This window comes from Streptomyces sp. NPDC098789 (assembly GCF_044759975.1).
Taxonomy (GTDB): domain Bacteria; phylum Actinomycetota; class Actinomycetes; order Streptomycetales; family Streptomycetaceae; genus Streptomyces.
Genome location: NZ_JBIWAJ010000007.1, coordinates 220,886 through 236,284, shown reverse-complemented (window position 1 = coordinate 236,284; position 15,399 = coordinate 220,886). Strand labels below are relative to the sequence as shown.

General features: G+C 73.2%; 8 protein-coding genes and 1 tRNA gene. All 9 read right to left on the bottom strand.

Annotated elements, in window-relative coordinates:
• Window positions 1-57: 57 nt before the first annotated feature.
• The 9 genes from ACIQWR_RS17470 to ACIQWR_RS17430 all read right to left on the bottom strand — a co-directional run bounded on the left by ACIQWR_RS17470 (window position 58) and on the right by ACIQWR_RS17430 (window position 15,338).
• Window positions 58-131, bottom strand: a tRNA-Thr gene (locus ACIQWR_RS17470).
• A gap of 126 nt (window positions 132-257) precedes the next feature.
• Window positions 258-1,868 (bottom strand): alpha/beta hydrolase, encoded by a 1,611-nt coding sequence (locus tag ACIQWR_RS17465; RefSeq protein WP_404009909.1) that lies wholly within the window; start codon window positions 1,866-1,868, stop codon window positions 258-260.
• A 191-nt stretch (window positions 1,869-2,059) separates the two neighbouring features.
• Entirely contained in the window at window positions 2,060-3,271 is a 1,212-nt protein-coding gene (locus tag ACIQWR_RS17460) for a DNA polymerase III subunit delta' (RefSeq protein ID WP_404009906.1), read from the bottom strand.
• 130 nt (window positions 3,272-3,401) lie between these two features.
• Window positions 3,402-6,701 (bottom strand): dTMP kinase, encoded by a 3,300-nt coding sequence (gene tmk / locus ACIQWR_RS17455; RefSeq protein ID WP_404009903.1) that lies wholly within the window; start codon window positions 6,699-6,701, stop codon window positions 3,402-3,404.
• Between the two features lie 423 nt (window positions 6,702-7,124).
• Window positions 7,125-9,914, bottom strand: a complete 2,790-nt coding sequence (topA, locus tag ACIQWR_RS17450) for a type I DNA topoisomerase (protein WP_404009900.1) — start codon at window positions 9,912-9,914, stop codon at window positions 7,125-7,127.
• A gap of 312 nt (window positions 9,915-10,226) precedes the next feature.
• Window positions 10,227-10,424, bottom strand: coding sequence for a hypothetical protein (locus ACIQWR_RS17445; RefSeq protein ID WP_404009897.1), 198 nt, complete (start codon window positions 10,422-10,424; stop codon window positions 10,227-10,229).
• 102 nt (window positions 10,425-10,526) lie between these two features.
• Window positions 10,527-12,053 carry a methyltransferase gene (locus tag ACIQWR_RS17440; RefSeq protein ID WP_404009894.1) on the bottom strand — a complete coding sequence of 509 codons (1,527 nt, stop codon included), beginning with the start codon at window positions 12,051-12,053 and terminating at the stop codon, window positions 10,527-10,529.
• 165 nt (window positions 12,054-12,218) lie between these two features.
• On the bottom strand, window positions 12,219-12,785 hold the full coding sequence (locus tag ACIQWR_RS17435) for a small secreted protein (RefSeq protein ID WP_399265016.1): 567 nt from the start codon (window positions 12,783-12,785) through the stop codon (window positions 12,219-12,221).
• A gap of 150 nt (window positions 12,786-12,935) precedes the next feature.
• The gene (locus ACIQWR_RS17430; RefSeq protein WP_399265018.1) at window positions 12,936-15,338 is read right to left on the bottom strand and encodes a sodium-translocating pyrophosphatase; all 2,403 of its coding nucleotides are present in this window, start codon (window positions 15,336-15,338) and stop codon (window positions 12,936-12,938) included.
• Between the last annotated feature and the right edge of the window lie 61 nt (window positions 15,339-15,399).

Genomic DNA, 15,399 nt, shown 5'->3' with positions numbered 1-15,399 from the left:
CCCCGAAAAACAGCAAAACCCCCAGGTCACGGCGAGTGAGTCCTGGGGGTTCTACAGAGCCGCCTTCGGGATTCGAACCCGAGACCTACGCATTACGAGTGCGTTGCTCTGGCCAACTGAGCTAAGGCGGCACCGCTGGGATGACGAGAATTTCCCTGGTGGGAGGCTCTCATCAGCAGCGGCGCCAAGTCTACAGGGTTAAACCGGGTGCCCCGCACCAGGTCGGCGGGGGGCTGCCGGGAGGGGGGCTCGGGGGGCTAGCACTTCTTGCCGGCCTGCGGAGGGGTGCCCTCCAGGAGGTACTGGTTGATCGCCGTGTCGATGCAGTCGCTGCCGCGGCCGTAGGCCGTGTGACCGTCGCCGTCGTAGGTGAGCAGGACGCCGGAGTCGAGCTGGTCCGCGAGGGCCTGGGCCCACTTGTACGGGGTCGCCGGGTCCCGGACGGTGCCGACGACCACGATCGGGGCCGCGCCCTTGGCTTCCGCGCGGTGTGCCGTGCCGGTCGCCTTGACCGGCCAGTACGCGCAGTTCAGCGAGGCCCAGGCGAGGCCCGCGCCGAAGACCGGGGAGGCCTTCTCGAAGGACGGCAGGGCCTTGGCCACGTCCTCCGGAGTGGTGAAGGCGGCGGGCTGGTCCAGGCAGTTCACCGCGGCGTTGGCGAACATCAGATTGGCGTACTTGCCCTTGGCGTCCCGCTCGTAATAGCTGTCCGCGAGCCCGAGCAGCCCCTGCCCCTCGCCGTTCTTGGCGTCCTTGAGCGCCTCGCGCAGCTGGGGCCAGGCCGCCTGGTCGTACAGCGCCGCGATCACCCCGGTCGTCGCGAGCGACTCGCCCAGCGGGCGCGCCGCGTCCCCGCTGGGCACCGGCTGGGCGTCGACCTTGCGGAAGAACTCCTTCAGCTGCGCCGCCACCTCCTCCGGACTGCCCTGGCCGAGCGGGCAGTCGGGCTGCTTCGCGCAGTCCTGGGCGAAGGAACGGAACGCCGTCTCGAAGCCCTCCGTCTGATCCCGGTTCAGCTCCAGCGCCGGGCGAGCGGGGTCCATCGCGCCGTCCAGGACCAGCCGGCCCACCCGGCTCGGGAAGAGGTCCGCGTACGTCGCCCCGAGGAAGGTCCCGTACGAGGCACCGACGTACGTCAGCTTCTCGTCCCCGAGGACCGCGCGCAGCATGTCCATGTCCTTCGCCGCCTCGACCGTGGAGACGTGCGGCAGCATCCGGCTGGACTTCTCGGCGCAGCCCGCGGCGAACTCCTTGAAGGCCGTCACCAGCTTGGCCCGCTCGGCCGGGTCGTCGGGGGTCTGGTCCACCTGGGTGAAGGCGTCCATCCGGGGGCCGCTCAGACAGTCCACCGGGGCGCTGCGGGCCACGCCGCGCGGGTCGAAGGACACCATGTCGTACTGGGCGCGCACGGGCGCCGGATAGCCGATGCCCGCGTACGCCTGGAGGTACCCGATGCCGGAGCCGCCCGGGCCGCCCGGGTTGACCAGCAGCGAGCCGAGCCGCTTGCCGGGACCGGTGGCCACCTTGCGGGAGACGGCGATGTCGATGTCCTGGCCGTTGCCGGGGTGCGCGTAGTCCAGCGGGGCCTTCATGGTCGAGCACTGGAAGCCCGGCGCACCGCAGTCGCGCCACGTGAGCTTCTGGGCGTAGTACGGGGCCAGGGCGGCCGGGATCGCCGTGGGCTCGGGTGCCTGCGCGCTCGCGCCCTTGCTCGCCCCGGCGCTCGCCCCGGTCCCGGACGGGGAGGCGGCCCCGGAGGACGACGCGGACGCCCGCGGGGCCGAGCTGCCCGACGTGCACCCGGAGAGCAGGAGCCCGGCGGCGGCGATCACGGTTCCGGTGGTGCGCAGCAGGCGACTCGTGTCCATCTCCGGAGCGTACGGCCTGCCCGACGCCCCCGAGGTGGAGGCCGCGCCCGGGCCGCGGGGTGACAAGGCGGGACACGGGGGAGACGCGCGGCGCACCGGGGCCCGCCGCGGCCGGGCCGCGCCTTGCCCGTACGGGTGAGCCGGTCAACCGGCGTCCCCGCCACCCGCACCCGGGAGGCCCGCCCGGCCCCTCAGCCGGCGCGCAGGGCCATCGTCATCGCCTCCACCGCGAGGAGCGGGGACACGTTGCGGTCCAGGGCCTCGCGGCAGGCGATGATCCCCTCGATGCGGCGCAGGGTCCGCTCCGGACCCGAGGCGCGGGCGACCCGGTCGAGGTCCGGACGTACTTCCTCGTTGGCGATGGCCAGTCCGGAGCCGAGCTGGAGCGCCAGCACGTCCCGGTAGAAGCCGATCAGGTCGGTGAGCGCCAGGTCGAGGGTGTCGCGCTGGGTCCTGGTGCGGCGGCGCTTCTGCCGGTCCTCCAGGTCCTTCATCACCCCCGCGGTACCGCGGGGCATCCGGCCGCCGGTCCCCGCGCCGGCGCCCATCGCGGCGCGCAGCTCCTCGGTCTCCTTGACGTCCACCTCCTCGGCCACCTGCTTGGCGTCCTCGGCGGCGGCGTCCACCAGCTCCTGGGCGGCCTTCAGGCACGCCCCGACGTCGTCCACCCGGAGCGGCAGCTTCAGCACGGCGGCCCGGCGGCTACGGGCCCGCTCGTCCGTGGCGAGGCGGCGGGCCCGGTCGATGTGCCCCTGGGTGGCCCGGGCGGCCGCGGCGGCGGCCCCGGGCTCGATGCCGTCCCGCCGGACCAGTAGGTCCGCGACGGCGGCGACCGACGGGGTGCGCAGCGTCAGGTGGCGGCAGCGGGAGCGGATGGTGGGCAGCACGTCCTCCAGCGAGGGCGCGCACAGCAGCCACACCGTGCGCGGGGCGGGCTCCTCGACGGCCTTCAGCAGGACGTTCCCCGCGCCTTCGGTGAGCCGGTCGGCGTCCTCCAGGACGATGACCTGCCAGCGGCCCACGGCCGGGGAGAGCTGGGCCCTGCGGACCAGGGCCCGGGTGTCCTTCACACCGATGGACAGAAGGTCGGTGCGGACGATCTCGACGTCGGCGTGGGTGCCGACCACGGTCGTGTGGCAGCCGTCGCAGAACCCGCAGCCCGGCTCACCGCCGAGCGCCCGGTCCGGGCTCGTGCACTGCAGGGCCGCGGCGAAGGCGCGGGCCGCGGTGGACCGGCCGGATCCGGGCGGGCCCGTGAAGAGCCAGGCGTGGGTCATCTTCGACGCGGTCGCCGATTCGGTGCCCTCGGCATCGGCCGTGACCATCGCGTCGGCGTCGCGGGCGGCGGCGGCCAGCTGTGCCTGTACGCGCTCCTGGCCCACCAGGTCGTCCCATACGGGCATGCCGCCCACCACCTTTCTCTCTACGTACGTCTCTACGTGTGTCGCTACGTGCGTTCACCGAGTGGGCCCACCCGGTCACCCCGCGCCCACCAGTGTGGCGGGGCGCACTGACAGTCCCGGCCGGGCGCGGTCAGCGGCGGCGCGGCCGGCCCCCGGCGCCGTTGCCGCCGTTGCCGTGGTCGTCGTCGTTGCCGTCCTGGTCGTCGTGGCGCCCGCGCGGGCCGAGCAGCTCGTCCGCGAGGGTCGGCTGGTCGTCCATCGGGGTCTCCTCCGCCCAGGCGGGCCGGTGGCGCGGGCGCCCCGACTCGTCGAGGACCGGCAGCTCCCGGGTGACGTCGTTGCCGTTGCCACCGCCGTCCTGGCCGGGCGCCGAATCCCGGAAGATCCGCTGCGGCACCCGGGCCGTCGGGTCGGAGGCGCGGACCGGCGGCAGCACGGCCGTCTCCTCGTTCGGGGAGACGGGCGGCGCGGAGACCGGCGGCGAGAACTTCGGGACCGGGACCGTCTGGGTGACGTCGTCCGGCTTCACGACCGGCGTGACCACCGTGATCGCGTCCGCCGGATGGGCACCCTCCGCCGACTTCGCGGCCGGGGTCCGGGCCGGGGTCCGGTCCGGCAGCGGCTCCTTGGCCATGTCGACCCGCGGCACGGGCGCCGTGACCGCCGTGGCCGCCTGGGCCGCCTTCGCCGCGGACTCCGCGGCAGCGGTCGCGGCCGCCTCGGCCGAAGCCTTCGCCGCGGCGTCGGTCGCGGCCTTGGCAGCGGCTTCGGCCGACGCCTTGGCGGCAGCCTCCGCGGCGGCCTTGGCCGCCGCGGCCTTCGCGGTCTCGGCGGCGACGGCCGCGGCCGAGGCCTCGGCCAGCCGCCGCGCCTCCTCCGCCTTCAGCAGGGCCTCCTCGGCACGCCGCTGCTTCTCCAGGCGCCGTTCCTCGGCCTCGGCCCGCAGCCGGGCCTCCTCCTGCGCCTGCTTGCGCAACCGCTCCTGCTCCAGCGCGCGGGCCTTCTCCTCGGCCTCCGCGCGCAGCCGCTCGGCCTCGGCCCGGGCCCGGGCCGCCTCCTCGGCGCGCAGCCGCTCCTCCTGCGCCTTGCGGGCGGCCTCCGCCTCGGCTTCGAGCCGGGCCGCCTCCGCCTCGCGGGCCTTGCGCGCCTCTTCCTCGGCCCGCAGCCGGGCCTCCTCCGCCTTGCGCGCGGCCTCCGCCTCGGCGGCCCGCCGCGCCTCCTCCTGCGCCAGCCGGCGCGCCTCGATCTGCGCCGCCACCTCGGCTTCGGACAGCGGGAGCATCCGGTCCATCCGGTGCCGGACGACCGTGGCCACCGACTCCGGGTCCTGGCCGGCGTCCACCACCAGGTAGCGGCCGGGGTCGGCCGCGGCCAGCGTCAGGAACCCGGACCGCACCCGCTGGTGGAACTCCTGGGGCTCCGACTCCAGCCGGTCCGGCGCCTCCGTGAAGCGCTCCCGGGCCGTCTCCGGGGAGACGTCCAGCAGGATCGTCAGGTTCGGGACCAGCCCGTCGGTGGCCCAGCGCGAGATCCGGGCGATCTCGGTCGGCGACAGGTCGCGTCCCGCACCCTGGTAGGCGACGGAGGAGTCGATGTACCGGTCGGAGATCACGACCGCGCCGCGCTCCAGCGCCGGCCGGACCACGGTGTCCACGTGCTCCGCCCGGTCGGCGGCGTACAGCAGTGCCTCGGCACGGTTGGAGAGCCCGGCCGAGGAGACGTCCAGCAGGATCGAGCGCAGTCGCTTGCCGACCGGGGTCGCCCCCGGCTCGCGCGTGACGACGACCTCGTGGCCCTTGCTCCGTATCCAGTCGGCGAGCGTCTGCACCTGGGTGGACTTCCCGGCGCCGTCGCCGCCCTCCAGGGCGATGAAGAACCCGGTACCGGAAGCGGCCTGCACCGGCTCGCCGCCGCGCAGCGCCTCGCGCAGGTCACGGCGGAGCGGAACGCCCCGGCGGTCGTCCGCCTTGATCAGCACGACGACGGCCACCGGCAGCAGCAGCGCGCCGACCAGCATGAGGACGAAGGCCGCGCCGCCGTGCTCGAAGACGACCCGACCCGCCACCAGCCGGTGCGCACCGATCAGGGCGGCCAGCGCCGGGGCGCCGACGGCGCCGAGGCCGACCGCGACCCGGACGGCCGCGTGCAGGTGCTCGGTGACCCGGACCCGGCGGAACTCCTCGGTCTCCTGGTCCAGCAGGGTGTGCCCGGTGTTGGCCGCGACGCCCGCGCCGGTCCCGGCGAGCAGGGTCAGGAAGAGCACGGTCGCGGTGTCCGCGACCAGGCCGGTCAGCAGCAGCGCGAGGCCCGTGACGGCGATCGCCAGGGCCAGCAGGCGGCGCCGCGAGAGCGCGGGCAGCATCTTGCCCGCCTGGGTGAGCCGGATCCCGGCCGCGGTGCCACCGGCCAGCGCGAGCACCAGCAGCGCGAAGGTGGCGGGGCCGCCGGCCAGGTCGTACGCGTGCAGCGCGGCCACGCCGACGGCGCAGGCCACGGCTCCGGCGACCGCCGCGCAGGCGAGCACGAGCAGCCGGATGGCGCCCGTACGCCCCTGCTCCGGACGGTCACCGGCCTTCGGGGCGCGCAGCCCCTCCAGCGGGGAGCGCGGGCGCGGGGTCTTCGACTCGGGGAGCACCAGCGGGAACAGGAGCGACAACGAGGCGGCGAAGAGCCCGGCGGCGACGTACGAGCCGAGCGCGGCCTGGTTCTGCGCGAACCAGTCCACGCCGAGGCCGATCGCGCGGCCGACCAGGGTGGCCGCGAGCAGCGCGGTGGCGGCGAGCGGCAGCGCGGCGAACGCCGTGCGCAGGGTCAGGCGCCGCAGGGTGTCGAGGTGGTCCGGCAGCGGGCGTACGGTCGCGCCCTCCGGCGGCGGCCCGGGCAACAGGGCCGGGGCGGCGCTCTCCTTGGAGAGCGTCCACAGGCGCTCGGCCGCGCCGGAGACGAAGACGGTCGCGAGCAGCACGGTCAGCGCGTGCTCCGGGATCCAGTCGAGCCAGAGCGGGGCCACGACGAACAGCGCGATGCGCACGCCGTCGGCGCCGAGCATGGTCCAGCGGCGGTCGAGCTTGCCGCCCGCCGCCGTGAGCTTGGTCAGCGGGCCGAGCAGCACCGCGCCGCACAGCACGGTGGCCAGGACGCGCACGCCGAGGACGGCCGCGACGGCGAGCGCGGGGCCGCGCGGGCCGCCGCCGAACGAGCCCTCCGAGACCGCGGCCTGGAGCGCCAGCAGTACCAGGACCAGCAGCGCGAGCATGTCGCCGATGCCGCTCACCAGCTGGGCGCTCCACAGGCGGCGCAGCCTGGGGGTGCGCAGCAGGGCGCGCACCGCGCGTTCGCGGGAGTCCGCGGCGAGGGCTTCGTCGTAGGTGGGGGCGGAAGGGGAGGTCTCGGGGGCCGTGACGACCGTCGGCTGCTCGGCTCGCGTCATCCGCCCAGCCTATCCGCTGCGCTTGGCGGGTGCGGAGGGCTGTGGACGCGCTCGGGCTGTGAGCCCGGACCCAGTTCCGCGTGCCCGGGGGCGGAGGACCACGCGGGGGGCCTCACGCGGGGGCGGGCCTCACGCGGAGGCGGGACACCGCGGGGTGAGCACCGCGGGCCGGGCACCGCGGGCCGGGCACCGCGGGGTGGGGCCGGGCAGGAGGGTCTCCTCGGCTCGCGAGCCCTGGCGGGTCGGAGTGGTGGGGCGGGGGTGGCTCGCTCGGCCTGCGGGGACCCTCCTGCCCGGCCCCACCCCGGGCCCGTCGGAGTCCATCGGCACCCGGCTCCGGAGGAACGACGCCCCGGCCCTCGGGGGACGGCCGAAGGGCCCCGCGGGGTGTGCGGGGCCCTTCGGGCGTCGGGGTGGGGCTGCTTACTCGTCCGTCGACGGGGTGGCGGCGGCGGTCTTCTTGGCCGTCGTCGTCTTCGCCGTCGTCTTCTTGGCGGCCGTCTTCTTGGCCGTCGTCGTCTTCTTCGCCGCGGTCGCCTTCTTGGCCGGGGCCTTCTTGGCCACCTTCTTCGCCGGGCCCTTCGCGCGCTTCTCCGCGAGCAGTTCGTAGCCCCGCTCCGGCGTGATCGTCTCGACGTCGTCGTCCCGCCGCAGCGTCGCGTTCGTCTCGCCGTCCGTCACGTACGGACCGAAGCGGCCGTCCTTGACCACCACCGGCTTCTCGCTGACCGGGTCGGTGCCCAGCTCCTTCAGCGGCGGCTTGGCCGCGGCCCGGCCGCGCTGCTTGGGCTGGGCGTAGATCGCCAGCGCCGCTTCCAGCGTGATCGAGAAGAGCTGGTCCTCGGTCTCCAGGGAGCGCGAGTCCGTCCCCTTCTTGAGGTACGGGCCGTACCGGCCGTTCTGCGCGGTGATCTCGACGCCTTCGGCGTCCACGCCGACGACGCGCGGCAGCGACATCAGCTTGAGCGCTTCCTCCAGCGTCACCGTGTCGAGGCTCATCGACTGGAAGAGCGAGGCCGTCCGCGGCTTGACCGCGTTCTTGCCCGTCTTCGGCGTGCCCTCGGGAAGGATCTCCGTCACGTACGGCCCGTAGCGACCGTCCTTCGCGACGATCTCGTTCCCGCTGATCGGGTCCTTGCCCAGGGCGAACTCACCGCTCGGCTTCGCGAAGAGCTCCTCCGCGTACTCCGTGGTCAGCTCGTCCGGAGCCATGTCGTCCGGTACGTCGGCCCGCTGGTGGCCCTCGGAGTCCTTCTCGCCGCGCTCGACGTAGGGACCGTAGCGGCCCACGCGCAGCACGATGCCCTCGCCGACCGGGAAGGAGGAGATCTCCCGGGCGTCGATCGCGCCCAGGTCCGTGACCAGTTCCTTCAGGCCGCCCAGGTGGTCGCCGTTGGCCGGGACCACCTCGGAGGCGTCCTCGGAGCCGAAGTAGAACCGCTTGAGCCACGGCACGGACTGGGCCTCGCCCCGCGCGATGCGGTCGAGGTCGTCCTCCATCTTGGCGGTGAAGTCGTAGTCGACGAGCCGCCCGAAGTGCGTCTCCAGCAGGTTCACCACGGCGAAGGACAGGAAGGACGGCACGAGGGCCGTGCCCTTCTTGAAGACGTAGCCGCGGTCGAGGATCGTGCCGATGATCGACGCGTAGGTCGACGGACGGCCGATCTCGCGCTCTTCCAGCTCCTTGACCAGCGAGGCCTCGGTGTAGCGGGCCGGGGGCTTGGTCGAGTGGCCGTCGGCCGTGATGTCCTCGCCGCTCAGCGCGTCGCCCTCGGCGACCTGCGGCAGCCGCTTCTCGCGGTCGTCCAGCTCGGCGTTCGGGTCGTCGGCGCCTTCGACGTAGGCCTTCATGAAGCCGTGGAAGGTGATCGTCTTGCCGGAGGCGGAGAACTCGGCGTCGCGGCCGTCGCTCGCCCGGCCGCCGATCTTGACGGTGACCGAGTTGCCGACCGCGTCCTTCATCTGGGAGGCGACGGTCCGCTTCCAGATCAGCTCGTACAGGCGGAACTGGTCGCCGGTCAGACCCGTCTCGGCGGGCGTGCGGAAACGATCACCCGAAGGACGGATCGCCTCGTGCGCCTCCTGCGCGTTCTTGACCTTGCCCGCGTAGACGCGGGGCTTCTCCGGCAGGTACTCGGCCCCGTAGAGCTGCGTGACCTGCGCCCGGGCCGCCGTGATGGCGGTCTCGGACAGCGTCGTGGAGTCCGTACGCATGTAGGTGATGAAGCCGTTCTCGTACAGCTTCTGCGCCACCTGCATGGTCGCCTTCGCACCGAAGCCGAGCTTGCGCGAGGCCTCCTGCTGGAGCGTGGTCGTGCGGAAGGGCGCGTACGGGGAACGGCGGTAGGGCTTCGACTCGACCGAGCGGACCGCGAAGGGCGTCTCGGCGAGGGCGGCGGCCAGCGAGCGCGCGTTCGCCTCGTCGAGGTGCAGCACCTCGCTCTTGAGCTGCCCGGTGGAACCGAAGTCGCGGCCCTGGGCCACGCGCTTGCCGTCGACCGTGTGCAGCCGGGCGACCAGCGAGGACGGGTCGGAGGCGTCACCGGCGCGGCCGGTGGAGAAGGTTCCGGTCAGGTCCCAGTACTCGGCCGAGCGGAAGGCGATGCGCTCGCGCTCCTTCTCGACGACCATGCGGGTGGCCACCGACTGGACGCGGCCCGCCGACAGCTTCGGCATGACCTTCTTCCACAGGACCGGCGAGACCTCGTAGCCGTAGAGGCGGTCGAGGATGCGGCGGGTCTCCTGGGCGTCGACCATGCGCTGGTTGAGCTCGCGCGGGTTGGCGACGGCGTCGCGGATCGCGTCCTTGGTGATCTCGTGGAAGACCATCCGGTGGACGGGGACCTTGGGCTTGAGGACTTCCTGCAGGTGCCACGCGATGGCCTCGCCCTCGCGGTCCTCATCGGTGGCGAGGAAAAGTTCGTCGGACTCGGCCAGCAGCTCCTTGAGCTTCCTGACCTGCGCCTTCTTGTCCGCGTTGACGACGTAGATCGGCGCGAAGTCGTGCTCGACGTCCACACCGAGACGACGGACCTCGCCCGTGTACTTGTCGGGAACCTCGGCCGCGCCGCTGGGGAGGTCGCGGATGTGCCCGACGCTCGCCTCGACGACGTATCCCGGGCCGAGGTAGCCCTTGATCGTCTTCGCCTTGGCAGGAGACTCGACGATGACGAGTCGGCGGCCGCCCTTTGCGGTCTCGCTAGTCGGGGACAACTTGGCTCTTCTCTCCGGTCGGCACTCGGTCGCAGTACGGCGACGCTGCGGAGTGTGACGGTACAACCCGCCCCCGTGTCAAACGGCACAAGCCCGCAACGGCCACTCGAACGGTAACCCGACAAGTGCCACTTCTGCCGCCCGGATGCCGCGGCGGACCCTTCCTGATCACCGTGCGGGGGGTCCTGGGGGCCGTCTGGCCCCGCCCTCGGAGCCTCCCCGAAGCCCGCTGCGAACGGGCTCGCGAACGGGCTCGCGGACACCGCTCCGCCCGTACCGCGGGCCCTGCGGCGCCCCGCCCCGGCGCCGGCGTCAGACCTGACCGAGGCACCACGCGCCGAGCGCGAGCGAGACCGCGCCGGCCAGGACGGCGACCGGTACGGCCACGGCGTGGCGCACGCCCTCGGCGACCGGCGCGCGGCGCCATGCGCGCGCCCCCGTCCAGGTCAGCAGGGCCGCGCCGAAGAGCAGGAACACGGTCGCCGCGAAGATCGCCGGACCACTTTCCACGCCGATTCCCCCGCCCCGAGCGCCGCTGCCTGAGTCCCCCCGGACTCCCCCGGTGCGGACCCTTCCAGCCCCGGGCGTACGGCGCGCGAACCCGGGGTTAACTCACGGCTGCGAGGGCTCCGCGGGCACCGCCGGCTCCAGGAACCCCTGCTCCACCAGCAGCCGGATCGCCTCCGGCGTGCGGTCCCGCAGCACCACCGGATCCTCCTCGACCAGGTGGGCGATCGCGTCGAGGATGCGCCCGGCGCTCAGTGAGCCGTCGCACACTCCGGCGAAGCCCGCGCCGACCGTGTCCACCTTGGTGGCGCGCCGCATCCCGCGGTTCTGGCGGAGCACGACGTGCTCCGGATCCTCCGCGCCGGGCGCGCCGACCTGCTCCTGCACGACTTCCTCGACCAGCCGGAAGTAGCCCTCCAGCAGCGCCGCGTCGTCGTGCTCGCGCAGGTAGTCCTGGCGGGCGAAATGGGCCCGGACGGTGTCGCCTAGGGGCTGTTCCACCGAGTGCGGCCATTCCTCGACCACGATCGACGCGACCGCCGCGTCCGTCCGGCGCAGGGTGATCCAGCCGAAGCCGATCGACTTGGTCTTGCGCGCCTCGAACTCGTCCAGCCAGGCCTCGTAGCGCCGGGCGTACGCCTCGGGGTCCTCGCGGTGGTCGCCCGCGTCCCGCAGCCACAGCTCCGCGTACTGCGTCACGTCCTGCACGTCACGCTGCACGATCCACGCGTCGCAGCCCTCCGGCACCCAGGAGCGCAGCCGGTCGTGCCAGTCCTCGCCCTCGACGTGCTGCCAGTTGGCCAAGAACTGCGCATATCCGCCCGGATTCAATCGGTCGCCGGCCTGTCGGACCAGCGCGCGGCACAGGTCGTCCCCGCCCATCCCGCCGTCCCGGTAGGTCAACCGGGCCCCGGGCGAGATCACGAAGGGCGGGTTGGAGACGATCAGGTCGTAGGTCGCGTCGCCGACCGGCTCGAAGAGCGAACCGGTGAGCAGTTCGGCCTCCGGGGCCCCCGACAGCGCGAGCGTCAGACGGGTGAAGTCCAGGGCGCGCGGGTTGACGTCCGTGGCCGTGACCCGGGTCGCGTGCTGCGCCGCGTGCAGGGCCTGGATGCCGGATCCGGTGCCGACGTCGAGGGCCGAGCCGACCGGGGTGCGCACGGTGATCCCGGCCAGGGTGGTGGAGGCCCCGCCGACGCCCAGGACCACGCCCTCCTCCCGGCTGCCGATCCCGCCGGCCCCGCCGACCGCGCAGCCCAGGTCCGAGACGATGAACCAGTCCTCGCCGTCCGGGCCGCCGTAGGGCCGCACGTCCACCACGGCGTGTACGTCGTCCCCCGCGCGGCGCAGCCAGCCGTCGGCCAGCGCCTCCTCGACGGGCAGCGCGAGAGCGGCCCGGTCGTACGGCACGGGCCGCTGGAGCAGGAAGAGCCGCACCAGGCCCTCCAGCGGACCGTCGCCGCGGGTGGCGCGCAGGGCGGGGACCGTCTCGCTGCGGGCCAGCGCGGCGTAGGCGGGGGCGCCGAGCAGGTCGAGCAGGCCGTCGGCGGTGAAGCCCGCGGCGAGCAGGGCCGCGCGCAGGGCGGCGGCGCGGGCGGGCGAGGGGAGGCGGGGAAGGCTGGTGGTACTCACCCGCCCATTGTGGCCGCTGTCACCGACAATCCGTGCGACGCGGCGGCCCGGCGCGCACCCGTGCCACGGCCGGGAAGGTCCACCGGGTCACAGCACCAGGGCGGCCGGGTCCGTTTCCGGTCCCGGCCGCCCTGGTCGGCGTACGCCCCGTCAGCAGGCGGGCGGTCAGCTCTTGGACGGCTCCGGAGCCGCCGCGACCTGGCAGCCCTTCTGACCGTTCATGGACTTGTCGAGTCCGCCCGCCTTCAGCTTCTCCAGGGCCGCCTTGCCGCCCTGGGTCGTCTGGTCGAGGCCGCTCGCGATGGTCTTGAGGCCCTCGGCGAACTTGCCCTGGTCCTTGGGATCGAGGGCGTCCATCTTCGTCTTGAGGTCCGCATAGCCCTTGGAGGTGTCCTCGAAGCCCTTGACGGCGGCCTTCTGGGTCGCATCACCGTCCTTGACCGGAGGAACTCCCGCACCCGTCAGGGCCGTACCCATGGCCTTGTACGAGGTGGACATGGTCTGGAACGCGCCCGCGTCGGTCTTCTGCACGTCCTCGGGCTTGCTGCTCTCGGTCGCCACGCGCTTGATGTCGGCGTTGGCGGCTTCGATCTTCTTGAGCTCGGGCTGCCACTTGTCGCAGACCTTCTTGGCCCAGTCGTCGGTCTTCTTGTCGCCGTCGTCACCGCAACCGGACAGCACGAGCATCAGTACCGCGCCGCCGGACAAGGCGGCCGCAAACTTCTTGTTCACCGGATCGGTCCCTTCCAAGGCTCTCGGCCCGGAAGATACACGTCTGCATCCGGATAAGCGGAAAGACGGACAGACGGCGCGTCAGTACGCGCCGCCCGTCCGCCATTCGGTCCCGCTCCACGGCCCCCGGAAGGGCCCTTCGGCGTACCGTCAGGACACCACCGCGGGGTCGGCCGGCTGGGCCACCCGCTCGGCGGCGTCGCTGCCCGTGTCGTCGCCGACCGTGATGCCGCGCCGCTTGGACACGTACACCGCGCCGACGATCACGATGATCGCCAGGACGGCGACCACCGCGCGGACGGTCGCGCTGGCGTCCACGCCGTAGCTGAACTGCACGACAGCGGGGGCGATCAGCAGCGCGACCAGGTTCATCACCTTGAGCAGCGGGTTGATCGCGGGGCCGGCGGTGTCCTTGAACGGGTCGCCGACGGTGTCGCCGATGACGGTCGCGGCGTGCGCGTCACTGCCCTTGCCGCCGTAGTGGCCGTCCTCGACGAGCTTCTTCGCGTTGTCCCACGCGCCACCGGAGTTGGCGAGGAAGACCGCCATCAGCGTGCCGGTGCCGATCGCGCCGGCCAGGTACGAACCGAGCGCGCCGACGCCGAGGCTGAAGCCGACCGCGATGGGGGCCATCACGGCGAGCAGGCCGGGCGTGGCGAGCTCGCGCAGCGCGTCCTTGGTGCAGATGTCCACGACGCGCCCGTACTCGGGCTTCTCGGTGTAGTCCATGATCCCGGGGTGCTCGCGGAACTGGCGGCGCACCTCGTAGACCACGGCGCCGGCCGAGCGGGACACCGCGTTGATGGCCAGGCCCGAGAAGAGGAACACGACGGCCGCGCCGAGGATCAGCCCGACGAGGTTGTTGGGCTGCGAGATGTCCAGGCTCAGGCCCATGTCCCCGGCCTTGGCACCGACGTCCTTGACGGCCGTGGCGATCGCGTCGCGGTACGAGCCGAAGAGCGCGGCGGCGGCCAGTACGGCCGTGGCGATCGCGATGCCCTTGGTGATCGCCTTCGTGGTGTTGCCCACCGCGTCCAGGTCGGTCAGGACCCGGGCGCCCGCGCCCTCGACGTCGCCGGACATCTCCGCGATGCCCTGGGCGTTGTCGGAGACCGGGCCGAAGGTGTCCATGGCGACGATGACGCCGACGGTGGTCAGCAGGCCGGTGCCGGCCAGGGCCACCGCGAAGAGCGCCAGCATGATCGAGGTGCCGCCGAGCAGGAAGGCGCCGTAGACACCGAGGCCGATGAGCAGCGCGGTGTAGACGGCGGATTCCAGGCCGATGGAGATGCCGGCGAGGACGACGGTGGCAGCTCCCGTGAGCGAGGACTTGCCGATGTCCTGGACCGGACGGCGGTTGGTCTCGGTGAAGTAGCCCGTGAGCTGCTGGATCAGGGCCGCGAGCACGATGCCGATGGCCACGGAGACGAGCGCGAAGACGCGCGGGTCCCCGGAGTGGCCGGTGATGCCCGCGTCCTCGACGCCGACCAGGTCCTTGAAGCTGGACGGCAGGTAGACGAGGGCCGCGACGCCGACGAGCACCAGCGAGATGACCGCCGAGATGAAGAATCCGCGGTTGATGGCGCTCATGCCGCTGCGGTCGGTGCGACGCGGGGAGACCGCGAAGATGCCGATCATGGCGGTGACGACGCCGATCGCCGGGACGATCAGCGGGAAGGCCAGGCCCAGGTCGCCGAAGGCGGCCTTGCCCAGGATGAGCGCCGCGACGAGCGTGACGGCGTAGGACTCGAAGAGGTCGGCGGCCATGCCGGCGCAGTCCCCGACGTTGTCGCCCACGTTGTCGGCGATGGTCGCGGCATTGCGCGGATCGTCCTCCGGAATGCCCTGTTCGACCTTGCCGACCAGGTCGGCGCCGACGTCGGCGGCCTTGGTGAAGATGCCGCCGCCGACACGCATGAACATCGCGATGAGCGCGGCGCCGAGGCCGAAGCCCTCCAGGACCTTGGGGGCGTCGGCGGCGTAGACGAGCACCACGCAGGAGGCGCCGAGCAGGCCGAGGCCGACGGTGAACATGCCCACCACGCCGCCGGTGCGGAAGGCGATCCGCATGGCCTTGTGGGAGACCTCGGTGAGGTCCTTGGCGGCCTCGCCCTCGGCCGGGGTGGCCTCGCGGGCGGCCGCGGCGACGCGGACGTTGGCGCGGACGGCCAGGCGCATGCCGATGTAGCCGGTGGCGGCCGAGAAGAGCGCGCCGACGAGGAAGAAGGCGGAACGTCCCGCCCGCTGCGTCCAGTTCTCGGCGGGGAGCATGAAGAGCAGGAAGAACACGACGACGGCGAAGATGCCGAGGGTGCGCATCTGCCGCCCCAGGTAGGCGTTGGCGCCTTCCTGGACGGCCGCCGCGATCTCCTTCATCCGGTCGGTTCCCTCGTCGGCGGCGAGGACCTGGCGGACCAGGATCTGCGCGACCACGAGTGCCGCGAGTGCCACCGCGGCGATGACGATCACGATAAGCCGATTGTCATCGGTAAGCACCGCCGCTGCCAGCGGAGCGGTGCCTTCTTGCGCGAGAGGGGTGAAGAGCCCCGTCATTCGTCCTCCTTGACGTGATGAGCCCAAGATGTGGACGGATTGTAGGGAGCGCAACCTGATC

Coding starts and splice junctions, on each gene's coding strand:
- ACIQWR_RS17430 (WP_399265018.1), bottom strand. CDS start 15,338: ATGACGGGGCTCTTCACCCCTCTCGCGCAAGAAGGCACCGCTCCGCTG.
- ACIQWR_RS17465 (WP_404009909.1), bottom strand. CDS start 1,868: ATGGACACGAGTCGCCTGCTGCGCACCACCGGAACCGTGATCGCCGCC.
- tmk (WP_404009903.1), bottom strand. CDS start 6,701: ATGACGCGAGCCGAGCAGCCGACGGTCGTCACGGCCCCCGAGACCTCC.
- ACIQWR_RS17460 (WP_404009906.1), bottom strand. CDS start 3,271: ATGCCCGTATGGGACGACCTGGTGGGCCAGGAGCGCGTACAGGCACAG.